Annotated in this window: 20 protein-coding genes; 8 read left to right on the forward strand and 12 right to left on the reverse strand. The window is 71.3% G+C overall.

The window, feature by feature from the left end; translation table 11 throughout:
* Positions 1–98: 98 nt before the first annotated feature.
* A complete protein-coding gene (locus tag HC031_RS17925) occupies positions 99–974 on the forward strand; it encodes a hypothetical protein (protein ID WP_167926487.1) in 876 nt (291 codons plus the stop codon).
* 221 nt (positions 975–1,195) lie between these two features.
* Here the strand turns inward: HC031_RS17925 and HC031_RS17930 are convergent, their stop codons facing one another.
* The 3 genes from HC031_RS17930 to HC031_RS17940 all read right to left on the reverse strand — a co-directional run bounded on the left by HC031_RS17930 (position 1,196) and on the right by HC031_RS17940 (position 3,079).
* Positions 1,196–1,603: a (R)-mandelonitrile lyase gene (locus HC031_RS17930; protein WP_167926488.1), complete on the reverse strand. Its 408-nt coding sequence runs from the start codon at positions 1,601–1,603 to the stop codon at positions 1,196–1,198.
* A gap of 26 nt (positions 1,604–1,629) precedes the next feature.
* Entirely contained in the window at positions 1,630–2,652 is a 1,023-nt protein-coding gene (locus tag HC031_RS17935; RefSeq protein WP_167926489.1) for a zinc-dependent alcohol dehydrogenase family protein, read from the reverse strand.
* Positions 2,653–2,743: 91 nt separating this feature from the next.
* Positions 2,744–3,079: a carboxymuconolactone decarboxylase family protein gene (locus HC031_RS17940; protein WP_167926490.1), complete on the reverse strand. Its 336-nt coding sequence runs from the start codon at positions 3,077–3,079 to the stop codon at positions 2,744–2,746.
* Here HC031_RS17940 and HC031_RS17945 point away from each other — a divergent pair.
* Positions 3,078–3,233, forward strand: a complete 156-nt coding sequence (locus tag HC031_RS17945) for a hypothetical protein (RefSeq protein WP_167926491.1) — start codon at positions 3,078–3,080, stop codon at positions 3,231–3,233. The two genes, HC031_RS17940 and HC031_RS17945, sit on opposite strands and share 2 nt — an antisense overlap.
* On the opposite strand, the gene HC031_RS17950 is transcribed toward HC031_RS17945, so the two are convergent.
* Both HC031_RS17950 and HC031_RS17955 read right to left on the reverse strand, forming a co-directional pair.
* Entirely contained in the window at positions 3,230–4,087 is an 858-nt protein-coding gene (locus HC031_RS17950; protein WP_338090714.1) for an aldo/keto reductase, read from the reverse strand. The two genes, HC031_RS17945 and HC031_RS17950, sit on opposite strands and share 4 nt — an antisense overlap.
* Before the next feature lie 115 nt (positions 4,088–4,202).
* Positions 4,203–4,577 carry a DUF2255 family protein gene (locus HC031_RS17955; RefSeq protein ID WP_167926492.1) on the reverse strand — a complete coding sequence of 125 codons (375 nt, stop codon included), beginning with the start codon at positions 4,575–4,577 and terminating at the stop codon, positions 4,203–4,205.
* 408 nt (positions 4,578–4,985) lie between these two features.
* Here HC031_RS17955 and HC031_RS17960 point away from each other — a divergent pair, with 408 nt between their 5' ends.
* Positions 4,986–5,888, forward strand: coding sequence for a helix-turn-helix transcriptional regulator (locus HC031_RS17960; protein ID WP_338090715.1), 903 nt, complete (start codon positions 4,986–4,988; stop codon positions 5,886–5,888).
* Position 5,889: 1 nt separating this feature from the next.
* Here HC031_RS17960 and HC031_RS17965 read toward each other — a convergent pair whose 3' ends face one another.
* Positions 5,890–6,381, reverse strand: a complete 492-nt coding sequence (locus tag HC031_RS17965) for a winged helix-turn-helix transcriptional regulator (protein WP_205862865.1) — start codon at positions 6,379–6,381, stop codon at positions 5,890–5,892.
* Positions 6,382–6,477: 96 nt separating this feature from the next.
* Here HC031_RS17965 and HC031_RS17970 point away from each other — a divergent pair, with 96 nt between their 5' ends.
* On the forward strand, positions 6,478–7,080 hold the full coding sequence (locus HC031_RS17970) for a TIGR03086 family metal-binding protein (RefSeq protein ID WP_167926495.1): 603 nt from the start codon (positions 6,478–6,480) through the stop codon (positions 7,078–7,080).
* A 31-nt stretch (positions 7,081–7,111) separates the two neighbouring features.
* On the opposite strand, the gene HC031_RS17975 is transcribed toward HC031_RS17970, so the two are convergent.
* Positions 7,112–7,753, reverse strand: coding sequence for a response regulator transcription factor (locus HC031_RS17975; protein ID WP_167926496.1), 642 nt, complete (start codon positions 7,751–7,753; stop codon positions 7,112–7,114).
* Complete coding sequence (locus HC031_RS17980) at positions 7,750–9,756, reverse strand: ATP-binding protein (RefSeq protein WP_205862866.1); 2,007 nt, start codon at positions 9,754–9,756, stop codon at positions 7,750–7,752. Before HC031_RS17980 ends, HC031_RS17975 begins: the two co-directional genes overlap by 4 nt.
* A gap of 104 nt (positions 9,757–9,860) precedes the next feature.
* Here HC031_RS17980 and HC031_RS17985 point away from each other — a divergent pair, with 104 nt between their 5' ends.
* Positions 9,861–10,586 (forward strand): hypothetical protein, encoded by a 726-nt coding sequence (locus tag HC031_RS17985; RefSeq protein WP_205862867.1) that lies wholly within the window; start codon positions 9,861–9,863, stop codon positions 10,584–10,586.
* A 243-nt stretch (positions 10,587–10,829) separates the two neighbouring features.
* Here HC031_RS17985 and HC031_RS17990 read toward each other — a convergent pair whose 3' ends face one another.
* From HC031_RS17990 to HC031_RS18000, 3 genes are all read right to left on the reverse strand, one after another.
* Positions 10,830–13,463 carry a hypothetical protein gene (locus HC031_RS17990; RefSeq protein WP_167926499.1) on the reverse strand — a complete coding sequence of 878 codons (2,634 nt, stop codon included), beginning with the start codon at positions 13,461–13,463 and terminating at the stop codon, positions 10,830–10,832.
* Between the two features lie 215 nt (positions 13,464–13,678).
* Complete coding sequence (gene argS, locus HC031_RS17995; RefSeq protein ID WP_167926500.1) at positions 13,679–15,406, reverse strand: arginine--tRNA ligase; 1,728 nt, start codon at positions 15,404–15,406, stop codon at positions 13,679–13,681.
* 220 nt (positions 15,407–15,626) lie between these two features.
* Positions 15,627–16,127 (reverse strand): FAD-dependent oxidoreductase, encoded by a 501-nt coding sequence (locus tag HC031_RS18000; RefSeq protein WP_167926501.1) that lies wholly within the window; start codon positions 16,125–16,127, stop codon positions 15,627–15,629.
* 90 nt (positions 16,128–16,217) lie between these two features.
* Here HC031_RS18000 and HC031_RS18005 point away from each other — a divergent pair, with 90 nt between their 5' ends.
* Entirely contained in the window at positions 16,218–16,781 is a 564-nt protein-coding gene (locus HC031_RS18005; protein ID WP_167926502.1) for a GNAT family N-acetyltransferase, read from the forward strand.
* A gap of 127 nt (positions 16,782–16,908) precedes the next feature.
* Entirely contained in the window at positions 16,909–17,373 is a 465-nt protein-coding gene (locus HC031_RS18010; protein ID WP_167926503.1) for a hypothetical protein, read from the forward strand.
* Between the two features lie 21 nt (positions 17,374–17,394).
* Here HC031_RS18010 and HC031_RS18015 read toward each other — a convergent pair whose 3' ends face one another.
* The gene (locus HC031_RS18015) at positions 17,395–18,195 is read right to left on the reverse strand and encodes an S-methyl-5'-thioadenosine phosphorylase (protein WP_167926504.1); all 801 of its coding nucleotides are present in this window, start codon (positions 18,193–18,195) and stop codon (positions 17,395–17,397) included.
* A 48-nt stretch (positions 18,196–18,243) separates the two neighbouring features.
* Between HC031_RS18015 and HC031_RS18020 the strand changes: the two genes are divergently transcribed.
* Positions 18,244–18,588, forward strand: coding sequence for a VOC family protein (locus HC031_RS18020; protein WP_167926505.1), 345 nt, complete (start codon positions 18,244–18,246; stop codon positions 18,586–18,588).
* Positions 18,589–18,626 lie beyond the last annotated feature (38 nt).

Consider the following 18,626-nt stretch of genomic DNA (forward strand, 5'->3'; position numbering starts at 1 on the left):
GGCCGGCCGCCCTGCAGTCCGCCCGCACCGCGCTGCTCACCGAGATCAACGCCACGACGACCCGTCGCGCCCGCCGCCGCTTCGGACTCAACCGCAGGATGACCGTGCGGCTCGGGTTCGCCGCCGCTGCTGCCGCAGCCGCATGTGCCGCCGCTGTCGTGATCGCGGCGCCTGACGACCCTTCCGGGCCGCCGTCGGGCCGCGTGACGCTGGTCGACTTCCAGCCACCGTCGTTCCCGCTGGCGCTGCAGCCGGCCCCGGTCGGGCTGACCCCGCACTTCAGCGCCGAACCCGGCGCGTCGAATGCTGTCTACAGCGCCGCCGGCAGTGATGACCGGATTGTCATCGGGGTCACTGCGCGCAAGCCAACCTTTGTGAACCCCTCCGACACGCAGGACGTGACCGTGGCCGGCAACGCCGCTGAGCTGGTCACTGAACACGAATTCTTCAGCATCCCCGGCGGAGGATCCGAGGTGCGTCCGCAAGCCGCCCTCAGCATCGCGTGGTCCAGCGGCCGGTGGGTTCTACTCAACGGCGAAGGACGATTCAATGACCGCGACCAACTCCTGGCGGTCGCCGGAACCCTGGTCGAGCGGCCGCAGCCGGTGCCGTTGCAGGTGCACCTGGCGCCGGCGGGCTGGTCGGTGCAGGCGTACAAGGACGACCGAATCCTCACCCTGGTCAACGATGCGGACGTACGGCAGACGCTGAGCGTGCACCTGCCCGACCAGCCGATCCCGGCCAGCCGGCTGCTCCACGAGTTGCAAGGCCCCCCGGCAGGGCCGGTTATCGACGTCAATGTCAACGGTCGGCCCGCGCAGTTGGTTCGGGTTCCCGTCCATGACGCGGCTGACAACGGCTGGTACCTGCAGGCTCAGTTCGCCGGCGGCAAGACGTTCGTCATCCAGGCACCGGCTGCGTTCACCCGACAGCAGGTGCTGGCGTTCGCTTCGCAGGTGTCCTACACACCTTGAGGCCGCGCTGGCTCCCGGTCGCGACGCTGAACGCAACAGCGTTGGTGCGCACCGTCACCGGCGACAAGTACAGCGCTTGCTAATCGTGGGCCGATGGGGATGTTGTGACCAGAGCGCGATCGTGTGTCTGCGGAGCCGTGACGCTCCCAACGGTCCTGCGAGAGGACCACAGCCACTCGGCGCTGCCCCGGTACTCCTCCTGCTGGTACCCGCGCGGCTGGCTACTGCTCGTTCGCCTTCTGGTACTGCTTGTCGGGGACGGGTTCGAGCCAGGTGGTGGGATCCTGTCCGCCGGGCAGGGCTTCGAGCATGGCGAGGTGGCTCATGAACGTGTCGGCGGCGGCACCGTGCCAGTGCTCCTCGCCGGGCGGGCAGATGACGGTGTCACCGGCGTGGATGCGCAGCACCGATCCGTCGCGGATACCGACCAGCCCGACGCCCTCGGTGACGTGCAGGGTCTGGCCGACGGCGTGGGAGTGCCAGTTGGTGCGGGCGCCGGGGGTGAAGCGCACGAGCGCGACGGTCATCCGGGACGGCTCCTGGCCGCTGTAGATCGGGGTCAGGTAGACGTCGCCGGTGAAGTTCTGCGGGGGCGTCTTCACCGTGGGGTCGACGGGCCTCAGTTCCATTGGGTGCTCCTTAGTGTGCGGATCGATCAGGGGCGCAGCAGGGCCTTGATCGCGCGGCGCTCGTCCATCGCGCGGTAGCCCTCGGCGGCCTGGTCGAGCGGCAGTTCGAGGTCGAAGACCTTGCCGGGGTCGATCTCGCGGTTGCAGATCAGGTCGATGAGTTCGGGCAGGAAGCGGCGCACCGGGGCGGGGCCGCCGTGCAGGTGCGCGTGGGAGAAGAACAGCTCCTCGCCGGGCAGCGTGACCCCGTGGGCGACGCCGACGTAGCCGACGTGCCCGCCGGGCCGGGTGGCGCGGATGGCCTGCATCATCGACTCCTGGGTGCCGACCGCCTCGACGACCGAGTGCGCCCCGAGCCCGCCGGTGAGCTCCTTGATCCGGGCCACGCCCGCATCCCCGCGTTCGGTGACGATGTCGGTCGCGCCGTAGGCGATCGCGAGCTTCTGGCGGGGCTCGTGCCGGCTCATCGCGATGATGCGCTCCGCGCCGAGCTGCTTGGCCGCCAGCACGGCGAGCAGGCCGACCGCCCCGTCACCGACGACCACGACGGTCTTGCCCGGGCCGGCCTCGGCGGCCACGGCACCGAACCAGCCGGTACCGAGCACGTCGGAGGCCGCCAGCAGGCTCGGTACCAGATCGTCGGACGGTACCTCCGGGGTGGCCACGAGGGTGCCGTCGGCGAGCGGTACGCGCAGGTACTCAGCCTGGGCGCCGAGCGGCCCCATGAGCTCGCGATGGATGCACGAGCTCTGGTAGCCGGCCCGGCAGATCTCGCAGGTGTTGTCGGAGGCGAAGAACGAGCCGACCACGAACTGGCCAGGCCTGATCGACCGGACCTCGCTCCCGACCTCCTCGACGATGCCGACGTACTCGTGGCCCATCGGAGCCGGCCCGGTGACGGGTTCGATGCCGCGGTACGGCCACAGGTCCGAGCCGCAGACACAGGTGGCGGCCAGGCGAATGACCGCGTCGGTGGGTTGCTCAATCTTCGGGTCCGCGCGCTGCTCGACGCGGATGTCGCCGGGGGCGTGCAGCATCGCTCCTCGCATGGGTGGTTCCTTTCGACTGTGGGATGGGACGTACCCGGATCGAGTGGTGACCCCGGCGGCATGTCCGGGAGCGCTGCCGGGGTGGGTGGGTTCAGTTGCCGCGGAAGACCTGTTTGGCGACGGCCATCGCGCTCATCGCCTTCGGCCATCCGGCGTAGAAGGCCAGGTGGGTGATCGCCTCGATGAGTTCTTCCTCGGTGGCGCCGTTCTCCTTCGCCAGGCCCAGGTGGAAGACCAGCTGCTCGGTGTTCCCGCCGGCGGTCAGGGCGGCGACGGTGACCAGGCTGCGCTCCTTGGGCGACAGCTGCGGGCGCGTCCAGACCTGCCCGAACAGCACGTCGTCGGTGAGGCGCACCAGGGCGGGGGCGAAGTCCCCGAACATTTTCTCGGCGCCCGAGGGCTCCGCGGGTGCTGTGTTGTCTGCCATGTCTCTCATCTCCTTGTCCGGTTCCCGCTACCCGGTCGCGGCGGCGCACGCGGGTGGAAGACTCCGCGCGGCCGGCGCGCCGGGCACCGGTCAGCGGGCGTACGTGCCGCGGGTTGCCGACAAGCCCGCTGCCGACAAGCCCGCTGCCGATTAGTGGACGCGCAGGCTGCCGAGCTGGCCGACCGTCGCCGGGTCACGGTGGTCGAGGAACAGCGAGGCACCGGTGTCCATCGCGCCGATGCGAGCCATCTCCTCATCGGTGAGTTCGAAGTCGAAGACGTCGATGTTCTCGCGCATCCGGTCGGCCCGCACCGACTTCGGGATGACCGCGACGTCCCGCTGGATCAGCCAACGCAGCACCACCTGGGCAACGGACTTGCCGTGCGCGGCGCCGATCTCACTCAGCGTCGGATCCGAGAACAGGTTGTTGCGGCCTTCGGCGAAGGGGCCCCAGGATTCGATCTGGACGCCGCGCTCGCGCATCAGCTCCTGGTCGGCCACCCGCTGGAAGTACGGGTGGGTCTCGATCTGGTTGACCGCCGGGGCGATCTCGTTGTGGTCGATGAGGTCCACCAGCCGGTCCGGATAGAAGTTCGACACTCCGATCGCCTTGATCAAGCCCTGCCGGTGGAGCTGTTCCATCGCCCGCCAGGAGCCGTAGTAGTCGCCGTAGGGCTGGTGGATCAGGTACAGGTCGAGGTAGTCCAGGCCGAGTTTCCGCAGTGACGTCTCGAAGGCGCGCTCGGCGTTGTCCTCGCCGGCGTCCTGGATCCACAGCTTGGTGGTGATGAACAGTTCGTCGCGCGCGATGCCGCTCTTTTTGATGGCGCGGCCGACGGCTTCCTCATTGAAGTAGGCGGCGGCGGTGTCGATGTGCCGGTAGCCGGCGGCGAGCGCGTCGGTGACGGCCTGCTCGGTCTGCTCGGGCGGGATCTGGTAGACGCCGAAGCCGAGGATCGGCATCCGCACGCCGTTGTTGAGAGCGATCTGGGGGATCTGTGGGGCCACTGTCTGGCTTTCCTTCCGTGGAAGTATCGGGTTGGTCGCCGGCCGTCAGCGTCTGCTGGTGGGCGAAATGCGACCTCCGAGGTCAGGTCCTGGGCGGCCGGCGCCCCGGGCGTGGTCAGCGGGCGTTCAGCCGCAGGGTCGCCGCGGCGGCGCCGGGGCTCACCATCGGGTCGACGTACGTGCCGCCGTATCGGGCGTACTTGCTGCGGTAGGCCCGGTCGATCGCACCGTGGTCGGCGTCGGCGGGCTCTTCGAACGCGACCTCGCGCTCGACTCCTCCCACACGGATTCGCCCTTCGGGGCGGCGCAGCACCGACCGGAACCAGGCACCGTCATGTCCCCGGAAGGACCGTACGTACAGGTCGTCGCCGACCCGGACGACCCAGATCGTGGTGTACGGGCGCAGCGATCCGTCCGACCGCAGTGCTGCGATCTCGAGTTCGTCCGCCGCACCGATCTTGTCGAGCTCTTCGGCGGTCCAGTCACTCATGCGGTTGTCACCTTCGGTGTCGTTTTCAGCAGGAGGCTCGACGCGGCCGCCGGGAGCGCGACCCGGCCGCGAGCAGCAGGCTGGTACGCAGGCCCGGCACGCTGTTGAGCAGCACCGCGGTCATCGGCGGCATCCCAAGCGGACCGCCTACCCGGACGAGGACCGTCGACACGACCAGCGCCCACACGGGCGCCGGAGCTGATGTGCTGCCGTCTCGTGACGGAAGGCGTGGTCATCGGAAGCTGTCTCCTGCGGATGCCTTGATCCATCCCGGTGGGTGTGGCCGTCACCGGCGGTCCCCGGTGACCTCTCCACGCAACCACGTATCCGCGTCGCGAGAGAGGCCCTGCTGAGAGGGGTAATGGCAGTACCCCTGTGATCGAGGACAGCGTCCATAGACTCGGGATGGTGACCAGCCGAGATGACCTCCGCAGCGAGATCCGCGAGTTTCTCGCCTCGCGTCGGGCCCGGATCACGCCGGAGCAGGCGGGCTTGCCGGTCTACGGCGGTAACCGCCGCGTGCCCGGCCTGCGCCGGGCGGAGGTGGCCATGGTCGCGGGGGTGAGTCCGGACTACTACGTCCGCCTGGAGCGCGGCAACCTCAACGGCGTCTCCGACAGCGTGCTCGACGCACTCGCCCGTGCGCTCCAACTCGACGAGGCCGAACGCGCCCACCTGTTCGACCTGGCCCGTGCCGCCAACACCACCCCCCGTACCCGCCGCCGACCCGCAGCGCAACGGGTTCGCCCCGGGGTGCGGCAACTCCTCGACGCGATGACCGACGCGCCCGCGTTCGTGCGCAATGGACGCCTGGACGTCCTCGCCGCCAACCGGCTCGGCTACGCCCTCTACTCGCCGGTGTTCGACGACCCGGCCCGGCCGGCGAACCTGGCCCGGTTCGCGTTCCTCGACCCGCGCGCGTCCGAGTTCTACCCCAACTGGGAGGACGCGGCGAACACCTCGGTCGCCCTGCTGCGTACCGAGGCCGGGCGCGACCCCTACGACAAGGCGCTGACCGACCTCGTCGGAGAACTTTCCACCCGCAGCGACGAGTTCCGAACCCGGTGGGCCGCGCACAACGTGCGGCTGCACCAGACGGGGGTCAAGCACTTCCATCACCCCGTCGTCGGGGACCTCAGTCTCGCGTTCGAGGCGATGCCGCTGCCGGCCGACCCCGGTCTGACCATGACCGCCTACAGCGCCGAGCCCGGCTCAGCGTCCCAGGACGCGCTCCGCCTTCTCGCGAGCTGGGTGGCGATGCAGGAGGAAACACCGGTCGAACCCACACGCGACGACGCCGCAGGGGCATGATTCAGTCGGCTGCCTGGCCCCGCTTCTTGGCGAGCACCTCGGCGGGCATGCCGGGCCCGGGCTGGGCCTGCACTTCGGAAGGGTCGGACACGGGCCCGCAGGTGGCACACACCAGCTGGTGGGTGATCCCCGTGCCGCACGTGGCGTGCCGGTAGAGGATCGGCGGCTCGCCGGGGGTCGCCCACCGGTCCCCCCACTCGGTGAGCGCGACGAGTGCGGGCGCGAGCGCACGACCCTTGTCGGTCAACCGGTACTCGTACAGCTCCGACTCGTCGGAGTGCCGGCGGCGCTCCATGATCCCCGCGGCGACGAAGCCGTCCAGGCGGGCCTTGAGGATGTTGGTCGCGATCCCGAGGCGCCGCTGGAAGTCGTTGTAGCGGGTCACGCCGGCGAAGAGGGCGTCGCGGACGATCAGCAGGCTCCAGCGCTCGCCGATGACCTCGAGCGCCCGCGCGATCGAGCACACCTCGGAGTCGTAGGTCTTGCCAAGCACGCCCTCCAATGTACCAATCCGCTTGCATAGCAAAAGCAGTCTCTCTACGATCACTTGCGTCATGCAAGTGCAATCCGGTGTGTGGAAGGCGGGGGAATGGACCTCGAAACTGCGATCGAGCTGCACCGTCGAGTGGCCCGGCAGGTTCTCGACATCGCCCTGAAGGTGACCGTGGCGGACCTGGCGCGCCCGACGCCGTGCTCGGAGTGGACAGTGGGCGACCTTCTCGGACACATGACCGCGATGAACCGCGGGTTCGCAGCCGCCGCGCGGGGCGAGACGGGTGACGCGAGCGCCTGGACCACCAGCCCCACCGCTCCCGAGCGCACGGTGCGGGCCTACACGGACTCGGCCACTGTCATCGAGCGGGAATTCGGGCAGCTGCTGGAGCGTCCACAGCCGATGGTCGTGGCGCCCGCCCATCCGACACAGGCCTTTCCACCCGCGACCGCGGTGAGCATCCACGTCGTCGAGCTCGTGGCCCACGGCTGGGACCTGGCGCGCGCCCTCGGGGTCGCCTACACCGGCGACGCACCCGCTATCGCGCTCGCCTTCACCATGGTGAGGGACATCCCCGACGACGAGACACGCCGGAAGGCCGGTGCGCCCTTCGGGCCAGCGATCCCCGTCGGCGAGACGGTGGACGACCTCACGCGCTTCCTCGGCATCGTCGGTCGGTCGGCGGACTGGGTGGCCTGACGCGGCCGTACGGGTTGAGCCCCGTCCCGCGTCAATCCGCCTGACCGATCCCCGCGTCTCTGGCGATGGCGATCGCCTCCGCCCGAGAGGCGGCCGGCAGTTTGGCCATGACCGCTGAGACCCGGTTACGCACCGTCTTCTCGGCCAGGTACAGCCGCCGCGCGATCGCCGCGTTGTCCAGGCCGCGGGCGAGCAGTTCGAGCAGCTCCTGCTCGCGTTCGGTGAGCTGCGGAAAGGGCGTCGTGGCTGTTCTCCCGGCGGTGACGGTGCGCAGGCGCGGCGCGGCACCCGAGCCGATCAGGATCTCGCCGCGCATGACCGCGTCGAGCGCGCGTCCCACGTCGGCCTTGGACGCCTCCTTGAGGAGGTAGCCCCGGGCGCCGGCGCTGAGCGCGGCCTGCAGCGACGCGGCGTCGTCGCTCATGGTCAGGACCAGCACCGCCGTGCCTGGATGGTCGCGGGAGATCCGGCTGGTGGCCTCGATGCCGTCCAGCCCGGGCATCCGCAGGTCCATGAGGACGACGTCGGGGCGGTGCGCACCGACAGCGGCGACCGCCGCGGAGCCGTCGCCGACCTCGGCGACCACCTCGGCGCCGAGGTCGGCGAGGAGGGTACGGAGACCCTCGCGGAACAGCGGGTGGTCGTCGGCGACGACCACGCGAAGGGCGTTCATGCGATCTCCAACGGAAGCCGTGCCCGTACCGTCGTGCCCCCGCCGTCAGCGTCCGTCAGCTCCAGCCGGCCACCGACCTCGCTGGCGCGTTCCCGGATGCTCTGCAGCCCCACGCCAGGAACTGCCGCGTCCCCGACACCGCGGCCGTCGTCGCGTACCTCGACGACCAGCCAGGGGCCGTCGGTCCGCAGGTGGAGGGTGCACGCCCGGCAACCGGAGTGTCGGAGCGCGTTGGTGACCGCCTCCGCGGCGATCCGATAGGCAGCCACCTCGGTGGCCGCGGGCAGGGGCGGCAGGACAGCGGACTCGACGGTGACGGTGGCCGCGTACGGATCGAACAACTGGCGGAGCGCGGGGACCAGGCCCAGGTCGTCGAGCGCGGGCGGACGGAGATCCTCCACCACGTGCCGGACATCGCGGACCGTCTCCCGCAACTGGTCGCTGAGCGTTGCTGCCCGCCGGGCGAGCGCCGCGTCCTGGGAGGTGAGCCGGTCGGTGAGGCTGTCGAGCTGCATCGCCATCGCCGCCAGCCGCGGGCCGATGCTGTCGTGCAGGTCGCGGCGCAACCGGCGCCGCTCCTCCTCGCGTGCCACGACCAGCCCCTCGCGGCTGCGCAGCAGATCGTGGAACATCGACGCCGATCCGAGCAGAGCACCTGCCCGCTGGGCGACGTCGGCCAGCGCCGCGCGCTCGCTCGCCGTGAACCGCTCGCCGGGATACCGGTGCGCCACGACAAGGGCGCCGACCACCTCCGACCGGTCCGTCGCCGGCAGCCGCTCGACCTCCGGCGACGCAACGCCCGCATGGATCGCCGGCAGCCGCCCGTCCACTCCCTCGACACCGACGTACGGCAGCTTCAGCTTCGTGCGCAGCCCCTCGGCGAGCTGGCCGAGCGCGTCGACCGGTCCCGTCGCCAGGTCCAACCGGCGGTGCACCTGCCGCAGGACCGCGTACGGGTCGCGCCGCTCGCCGAACAGCAGCCGGTCGACCAGCCGCTGCACCTGGTCGCGTGCGGCCGCGGCGACGAGCGCGACGACCGCGACGACCGCGTACGTGGCCCGCCGGCCGGAATCCAGGGCGCCCGCACCCGCGACGGTCGCGGCGTAGGCGAGCAGCAGGAACGCCGACAGCAGGCCGTACACCACCGTCCGGCTCAGCGCGGTACCGATGTCGAAGAGCCGGTGGCGGACGACGCCGATCGCGATCGAGGCCACCAGCAGCACCATGCCGACCGCCAGCGCCCCGTCGCTGTTCGTTCCCCCGACCGCCGTACCGAGCAGCGCCGATCCCACCAGGCAGATGACGCCGAAGGTCAGCCACTGCAGTTGTGCGCGCTCCGTGCCGCTCGACCGCCGCAGTCGTCGCCAGACCGCGACGACACCGCACCCGCCGGCCCCCAGCACGACGGCGAACGAGGTCAGCAGCGTGACCACGTTCAGCCACTGCCCGCCCGGGGCCGCGAGCGGGTTGCGTAGCTCCGGTGCGGCGTCGGAGTTGATGGGCGCGAACATGCGCGCCCCGGTCTGCAGCGCGATCAGCCCGACGATGACCCGTCGCAGGGTGCGCCAGCGGGCCGAGTTCAGCCGGCCGTCGGGCACGTGCATGGGCACGAGACCCCACAGCACGAGGTACGGGACGTAGCCCCAGATCGACAGCCAGGCCGCGGCCGCCGTCGCCGGGTGACGGTCGCCGGGTACCAGGGCGAACGCCGCATACTGACCGGCCAGCAGGTACGGGCCCATGAGCGCCGTCGACAGCAGCAGCCAGCCTGCCGCGTTCCGCCGCTGATGTGCGATGACCAGCGCAGCCACGAGCGGGAACGCCGTCGCCAGCACGAGGTCGGCTCCGGTCAGGCGCACCCGATGCGTCGTCAGCCCGGCGAGCCGCTGGTGCAGCAGTACCGCGCCGACAGTGCACCCGACCGACGTGACCGCGAGGGCGGCCGCGAGCCCGGCGGCGGGCACACGGGGCAGCCGTCGCGTCGTCGTCGCAGCCAGGGTCACGGTCAGATCATGCGCGATCACCTGGCCTCCGGGAACAGCCTCGCCGTCCCGCCTTCGACGAGGGGACCGCTGTCCCTCGTGCGCGGGACAACGGGCGCAGCACCGTGGGCGACGCAGCCGGCACGACGAAGACCGGCATCCACGAAGGGGTGACCATGACCGCCATCTCCGCCGAACCCGTGACCGAGTCTCCGGTGATCGCCCGCCCGTCCCGTGCCTGGCCGTTGTGGGGCCTTGCCGCCGGGGTCTTCGGCGGCGTAGCCACCGTCTTCACCACCCAACCGCACGTCGGCCCCGATGCCGCGGGCAGCCTCGCTCCCGGCGCCTACCACCTGGGCGGGGCGCTCGGCTACGTGGCGGTGGCCTGCCTGCTGGTGCTGTCGGCGTGCTGGCGAACCGCCGCCCATCGGGTTGCTCCGGACAGCGCCGCCGCCCGCGTCGTCGCCGACGGTTTCACCGCTTCCGCCGCCGGGCTCTCACTCGGATACGGCTGGAAGCTCGCGATGGCCCTGTACCTGCCGGGTGGGCTGAACCAGCACGAGTTCGGCAAGGAAGGGATGTACTTCTACTACATGCTCAACGACTTCGGCAGCTACCTCGGCTGGCTGGGCGTCGTCGTCGCTGCCGGCGCTGTGGCGTGGCTCGGCTTCCGTTCGCGCCTGGTGTCGATATGGCTCGCCGTGGTGAGCCTGCTGCCCGTACTGGCCGTGCTCGGCATGTCGTTGGGGCTCTCGATCGCCGGATACGCCGGCATCGTTGGGCCGGTCTGGCTGGTGGTCGCCTCGGCCGGGCTCGCCCTGGGCAGGCACCGGCTCACGGGGACGCGCTGACCCTGCCGGTGGCGTCGCCGTGGGGCCCGGGTCCGCGGACCGGGCCCCCCGGACCTCCGTTGTGTTGTCCTCTTTGGTTGCGGTAGCTCGTGTTCGAGGCGATACCGCTGCCGGCCGACCCCGGATTGACCATGACCGCCTGCGGCGCCGAGCCGGGCTCCGGTCGAAGCTTCTCGCCCGGTTCGCATGCGCCTGAAATCCGCTTGCCCGCCGTCCTCCGGAGCCGACCGCGGGTTCCGCGGGTCAACGGAAAGTGGTCAGCTGTGCGGGCGGGGAGACCCGTCCGGCGCGGTCGACCGCGACCACCCGCCAGGTATGACGCCCGGTCGGGACGGTGACCCGAACGCTGTGACCGGCGGTACGGGTGACCGTGGTGCCGTCCCGGGTCACCAGGTAGGAAGCCACTCCGCTTCCGGCGTCGGTTGCCGTACGCCAGGTCAGCGACCCACCGCTGAGCGCGAGGCCGCTGGGTGCGGTCGGCGGGCTCGTGTCGACGGTGACGGTGACCGGGTCAGAGGCCGTTGTCCGGCCGGCCCCGTTGACCGCGGCGACCGTGATCCGTGCCGTGCCCTCCGGGAGGGTGACGACGGCGGACCTGGCGGTACTCGGGACGGATCGGACCAGCTTGCCGTTGATCATGATCTGGTAGCCGCTGATACCGGTGTCCGGGTCGGCGGCGGCGGACCAGGTGACGCTGGCCGCCGCGCGGGTGCGCAGTGCGCTGTTGGCCGGTGCGGTCACCTTCGGCGCGCTCGGCGGGGTGCTGTCGCGGACCACGGTGAGCGGGGCGGAGGTCGGGGATGCCAGGCCTGCCCGGTCGATCGCGATCACGGTCCACGAATGCCGGCCGTTTGGGATGGCGAGCCGGACGGCCGTGCTGAGCGTGCGGGTTACCTCGACGCCGTCCATACGGACCACGTAGGTGGCCACCCCGCTTCCGGTGTCCGTCGCGGCGCGCCAGCTCAACATGTCGTCGGGAGTGAGTGCCAGCGCGTTGGGGCTGCTCGGGGCGACCCTGTCGACGGTGACCCGGACCGGGACCGACGTCAGGACGGCGTTCCAGCAACAGTAGGAGGCGCGCACGGCGATGGTGTGGGTTCCGTCCGCCGCCTGAAGGGTGGTGGAGGTGATCTGTGGGTTGCTGATCGCGACCGCCACGCGCCCGTCGAGGAGCACCTCGACAGAGTTGGGCGTCCAGTCGTTCTGCCAGGAGACGGTAAGGGTTGGACTGCTGACCGCGCTGCCGTCGACCAGGGAGGTGATCTTCGGTGCGCCGTCGGCGTCGCTGAGAGTGACCGTCACCGGGGTACCTCTGGTGGTGTTGCCGTAGTAGTCGGTGCTGTCGACCCGGATGGTGTGCCTGGACCGGTCGTTGCCCTGCAGGGTCAGCCGGTAGGAGCCCTGGCCCCGGCCGACCATCCCGTCAACGCGGTTGTCGACGACCACAGAGTAGGCCGCCACGCCGATGCCGGCGTCCCAGGACGGACGCCAGGACACCATCGTGGTCGTGCTGACCGTGGCGTTGGCGGTCGGCGCGGTGACGACGGCCGGGCTCGGGCCGACGACGTCCGAACCGACCGGCGTCACTGTGACCTGCGCGGTCGTGGTGCTGACCGCGGTGACCTGCAGGGCCAGCCGGGTCCCCGGTATCCGCCACACCGCTAGCGGCCGGATGGGTGGGGCCGTGAACGGGTAGTCCGCGTCCGGGCGCATGTCCAGCAGGTAGCTGGTGGGACCGAAGAGCCAGCTGTTGCTCAACGTCCGTACCTGGACACCAGCCCAGTCCGGCATCTGTGCGTCCCGGCCGCTCTTCGGCCGGTACTCCACGTAGATCGGCAAGGTGTCGGTGGGGATCTTCAGGGCCTGTGGCTGTTGTGACGCCGACCGGGCTCGCAGATTCACGGTCACTGCCCGGGTAGGGCTCGCGGTGATCACGTCCGCCCAGCCGAGCGCGTCGGCGAGGGCGGCGTTGAGATAGCCGACGGCTCCAGGTGAGGAGTCGCTGTACCCGGAACCCATCACGTCCGCCCGGTCGCCGTACTCGTTTGTTGTGCAGTCGGTCCAGGTGGTCGACAGAGGCACCCGAACGCCGTTCGTCGTGCAGTTCTCCGACCGGGCATGCCAGAGGCCGAGGTTGTGGCCGAACTCATGGGCGAGCGTCGCGGCATCCGGACTGCCGTTGATCCAGATGTACGAGTCCCTCAGTTCGCCCAGTCCGGCCCAGCTAATGCTGTCGCGGTAGGGGAAGTAGAGGGCGATGTGTTGAGTGGCGGCGGTGGGCAGGGTCAGTTTGGCGGCAGAGATGGCCGCCCTCGACCACTTGACCCAATCCGGGTCTCCCGCCGAATCGGCCGGCGGTGGTGCGGCAACCTTGGTCCAGTTGTGTACTGCGGTCGTCACGCGCAGCCGACCCGTGGACTGTTCGGCCCAGTACGCGGCGGTGGCGTCGGCTACGGCCTTCAGCGTCTGCACCGTCGCGGAGTCAGGGGCGGTCCAGTACACGGGCAGCACTGTCAGGGTGTGCTGGCCGGTGACCAGCGTTGCGCCGAGGGTGGCGGCACCCGCTAGCTGCGTGACCTGCTCCACCGATGAGGCGCTGGCGTGCCCGGCCGTGACGCCGGAGCGCAGGCGCACCGCGACCCTCGCGCCCGCCGGCAGCCCCTCGGCCTTGTCCGGCGGTAGGTCTATCGCGCGGCCACCGCTGACCTCGACGAACGTGCGGGTGGTGGTCGCTGTCGTGCCGGCTCCGGTACCGGCCGGTGGGTCGGCGACCATGTGACGGACGACCCCGGTGACCGTGACGCCGGTGTCAGCGGCGAGCGCCGAGGCAGCGGGCAGCGTGGAGACGACGATGCCGGCTGCCACGGCAGCGGCCATCGCCGAGGCGGTGAGCCGGCTCGTACCGTGACGGCGCCCGATTACGACACGTAATGAAATGGTCACAATAGGAGTGTGTGATCAAGGTCCGCCAGCTGCGACGTGCGGCTGGCTGACCGTGGCCACCCAACCGGAGGACGGGTTCTCGCTGACCAGGCGCAGCCGTTCGGCCGGGAGGGCGCGCAGGAAGTGAGTGAGTGACCGCTAATCGGGCGTCACATCCGCTCGAGGGCGGTGATGCCCAGCAGGTCCAGACCCGTGGCGAGCACCCGCCGGGCGGCCAGGCACAGCGCCAGCCGGCTGGCCCGCACGTCCCCGGAGGCCCGCAGGACCGGGCACTCCTCGTAGAACACCGACAGCGCGGTGGCCACCTGGTACAGGTACCCGCACAGCCGGTGCGGCTCGAGTGTCGCGGCGACCGACTCCACCGCGCCGGGAAACCCGGTCAGCAGCAGCGCGAGCCGCTGTTCGGCGGCGTGGTCGAGCATCGTCACCCGGCCGGGCACCCCGCCCGACCGATCCAGCAGCGACGCCAGCCGGGCGTGCGCGTACTGCAGGTACGGGCCGGTGTTGCCGGCGAGCGCGACCAAGCGGTCGAGCGCGAAGACATAGTCCCGGCCGATGCCGCCCGCCAGGTCCGCGTACTTCACCGCGCCGACGCCGATCGCCCGCGCCGTGGCGGACCTGGCCGGACCGGTGAGCGTCGAACCCCGCTCGTCGAGCAGGGCCGCCGCCTTCGCCTCGGCGGCGTCGAGCAGCGAGGCCAGCGAGACGGTGTCACCACTACGGGTCTTGAACGGCTTCCCGTCCTCGCCCAGCACCATGCCGAACCCGACGTGCTGCGCGGCGACCCGGGTAGGTAGCCAGCCGGCGGCGCTCGCCAGGGCGAACACCTGGTCGAAGTGCAGCGACTGGCGGACGTCGACGACGTACACCAACCGGTCCGCGCCGAGCGTGTCGATCCGGTGCCGGATCGCGGCAAGGTCGGTGGCGTCGTAGCCGAATCCGCCGTCGGCCTTGCGCACGATCAGGGGGAGGGGAGCGCCGTCCCGGTTGGTGAACCCGGGCAGGAACGCGCAGAGGGCGCCTTCGGACCTGGTCAGCAGCCCCGCTTCGGTCAGGTCGGCGACGACCCGCGGGAGATCGTCGTGGTAGCTGCTCTCGCCCGCGACATCCGCGCGGGTTAGCCGTACCCCGAGCCGGGCGTACATCGCGTCGAATCCGGCCAGCGACACGGCCACCATCCGCCGCCAGACGCCGACGGTCTGCCCGTCGCCGGCCTGCAGCGCGACCACCCGGGCCCGGGCCCGGTCGGCGAACGCGGGGTCGCCGTCGAACCGGGTGCGGGCCCGCCGGTACAGCGCGTCGAGCGCCGGCAGGTCGAGGTCACCATCGTCGCCGCCCTCGTCGAGCAGTTGCTCGATGAGCATGCCGAACTGCGTACCCCAGTCGCCGACGTGGTTGCGCCGGACGACGTCGTGGCCGACGAAGGAGAGCACCCTGGCCAACGTGTCCCCGATGATGGTGGAACGCAGGTGCCCGACGTGCATCTGCTTGGCGACGTTCGGCGAGGAGAAGTCGACGACGATCCGCTGCGACGGCGCGGCCGGCCGCACTCCCAGCAGGTCGTCGGACAGCAGCGCGTTGACCTGGGCGGCCAGGAACTCGGGCCGCAGCGTCAGGTTGATGAAACCCTGGCCGCCCAGGGCCGGCGGCAGACAGAGGTCGTCGACGCGCAGTTGTGCGAGCAGCCGCTCGGCGACCCGGGGTGCGGGCAGCGCGGTCGACTTGGCCAGCCGCAGCGGCAGGTTGGTCTGGAAGTGCCCGAACTCGGGTCTGGTGGCGGCCCGCAACTGCGGGTCCCAGCCGCCGTACTCGGCGCCGAAAGCGGCGACGACGGCTGCCTCGAGCCGTGGGACGAGGGCCTGCTCGGCGGCGTGCATGGAGGTGCTCCTTCGGCGGAGGTGCGTCCGTCACGAGTGGACGGTTGGAGAAGCTGGGCAGCCGACGGCTGCGGCGCGGGCGCGGTACGGGCTGTCAGCGGCCCGGACGTCGTCGCCAGGCACGTCGTCGGAGCGCGTCGAGCGCGCCACGACGGAAAGCCTTCACCGGCGACATGCGGACAGTATGCCGGGCCACGCAAACGAATTCGCCTACGCGTCCTTACGGCGTCTCGTCGGACAGGACGCTGCTGAACCGTCGGACCAGCGCGAGGTAGGCGCGGCCGGACAGCGACGGCGGCAGGAGGTGGGCCGCCAGCTTCGCCACCGTACGAGGTGGACGGTTGGTGACCTCGCTCGCCGCCATCGCCGACACCCGGCGGACGCGAGGAGTGCGCAGGCGCTCGTACCTGCGCAGCGCCTCCGCCGGTGCACCGGTCCGGCGCAGGGCGCGGGTGAGCAGCCAGGCGTCTTCCAACGCCTGGTTGGCGCCCTGGGCCTGGGACGGCCGGAACTCCAGAAGGTCGATCGGTCCGCCCAGGCCGTTCAGCGGTGCGCCGAGGCCGGCCAGTGCCGCGGCGCCGTTGCTGAAGATCGTCACCGCCGCGCCGCCGAGTCGCAGGCCGGCAGCCTTTTCCAGCACGCGTACCCGGTGCCCGTCGGCGACCAGGCCGCGAGCCAGCGCCAGCCCACCGATCCCGGCGCCGGCGATCAACGCGTCCATTCGTGCCCCTCGATCAATGGGATCGTTGTACTACACCCGGCGGCGTGGAATCAGGTTGCGCGCGACCATCCGTCAGGGCACGGTGGCCGGATGAGCGGCAGGCTGGCCGTACCGAACCCGGCGGTGCACGCATCGTTCCTGAGCGCCCTGCGCGAGTACCACGCCGAAGGGCTCCACCGGGATGTCGACGCCGAGGCGCTGGCTGACCGCGCCGGGTTCCTCGCCTGGGTGGAGAACCTGCGCCGGGCGGGGATCGACGGAACGGCGGCCTGCGAGCGCGACCGGGTCCCGCACCGGATCCTGTGGTGGGTCGACGGCGACCGGTACCTCGGGCGGGTCCGCATCAACCTCGAGCTCAACGACGGACTGCGCGAGTTCGGCGGGCACATCGGCTACGACGTCAGGCCGTCGGCGCGCCGACAGGGGCACGCCACCGCCCTGCTCGGCGCGGCCCTCCGCCGCGCCGGCGCGTGGGGGATCGACCCCGCGCTGCTGACCTGCGCCCCGGAGAACACCGCGTCCCGGCGCGTCATCGAGCGCAACGGCGGAACGTTCCAGGACATCAGCGCGGCCGGCCGGCTCCGGTACCGGTGCCCCACGCGAACATCGGCCGCGCTCACCACTGGACAGACCGCAGCCGGGGGCCGACCCTGAGATAACGGCGCTCGAACCTGCGGACGCCGGTCGCCGGGCACGCCAGGCGATTCCGCCGGTGCCCGGCCGGCAACGGCCAGCCGCGGACGGCCCGCCGTCAGCGGCCGAGCTGAGGGCGGGGTGCTCCATGACGACGGAACCGTTGGCAACCCGGCATTCATCGGCGCGCGCGGCCGGCGGCCGCACCGCGTCCAGACCCCACACCGACCTGCTCGCCGCGGTCAGAGGTTTCCGCCGCGCCCTCCTCGTCGCGCCGAGGACCGACCCTTGCTGGCGGCGCGGGGTCGCCACCGAACTGCCCCGACTGTGCGCGGCCTTCACCGCGCACGTCGAGCTGACCGATGGGCCGGGTGGGCTCTACAGCCAGGTGGTGGCGGACGCGCCCCGGCTGGTCAGCCAGGTGCACCGCCTCGGGCGGGAGCACGCCACCCTGTGCGGGGCGCTGGAAGCGTTGGCGCGGCGTCTCGACGCGCCACCCGACCAGGTCCTCGGCTGGGGGAGCGACCTGCTGCGGGCACTGGCGCGGCACCGCCAACGCGGCGCGGACCTGCTCCACGCGGCGTACGCGGTCGACCTCGGCGGCGAGACCTGACGTGTCGGGTGCGCCGGAGCGTCAGGGCAGGTCCAGGCCGTCGAGGGCGTGCCGGCAGGAGCAGTCGCCGTCGGTGGGCAGCGCGCCCACCACGTCGAGCAGCAGGCCACGCATCCGCTCGGTGTTCTCGCCGAACACCCGGAAGACCTCCTCCTGGGTGACCCCGTCCTCGCCTTCGACACCCGCGTCGAGATCGGTGACGAGGGCGACCGCGGTGTAGCAGAGGGCCAGTTCGCGGGCGAGTACCGCTTCCGGGTGCCCGGTCATGTTGATGATCGTGCCGCCGATCGAGGCGTACCAGCGGGACTCGGCGCGGGTGGAGAAGCGCGGACCCTCGACGACGACCATGGTGCCGCCGTCGGTGATCTCGATACCGCGCGCGCGGGCCCGCTCGATGGCGGTCCGGCGCCCGACGGGACAGTACGGGTTGGCGAAGTTGACGTGGACCGCACCCTCGTCGTAGAAGGTCTGCGGGCGGCCGCTCGTACGGTCGATCAGCTGATCGGGTACGACGAAGCTGCCCGCGCCCAGTTCGGGCCGCAGGCCGCCGACGGCGCAGGGTGCGATCACCTGGCTCGCGCCGAGCGCCCGCAACGCCCACAGGTTGGCGCGGTACGGGATCCTGTGCGGCGGGAAGCGGTGGTCGCGCCCGTGGCGCGGGAGGAACGCGACCCGCCGGCCGGCGACGGTGGCGACCGTGATCGGGTCCGACGGCGACCCGTACGGGGTGTCGACCGCGTACTCCTCGGCGTCGTCCAGTAACGCGTATAGCCCGGAGCCGCCGATGACGGCGATCTCGACGGTGGCGTTTAGTCCGGTCACGGACCAAGACCCTAACCACGCCGCGAGGCGCAGGCTAGGGTGCGATGCATGGTGTTGAAACCCGGCATGGTGACGATCGACTGCGCCGACCCGCGGGCGCTCGCCGCATTCTGGACCGAAGCGGCCGGGTACCGGCTGGCCACCGAGTTCGGGGACTTCCTGCTCCTGCAGCCGGCGGACGGCGACGGGCTGGCCATCGGGCTCCAGAAGGTTCCCGAGCCCCGTGTGGGGAAGAACCGGGTGCACGTGGACTTCCGCGCCGACGATCGGCAGGCCGAGGTCAGACGCCTCGAGGGACTGGGCGCTACCGTGCTCGACGAGCACGAGGTGCCGGGTCTGCGGTGGACGGTGCTGGCCGACCCCGAAGGCAACGAGTTCTGCGTGGCAGGGTAATTGTGCAGAGCGAGCCGGGGCGGCACCGCGAGCGGGAG

It is taken from the genome of Planosporangium thailandense, from assembly GCF_011947195.1.
In the GTDB taxonomy this organism is placed as follows: domain Bacteria; phylum Actinomycetota; class Actinomycetes; order Mycobacteriales; family Micromonosporaceae; genus Planosporangium; species Planosporangium thailandense.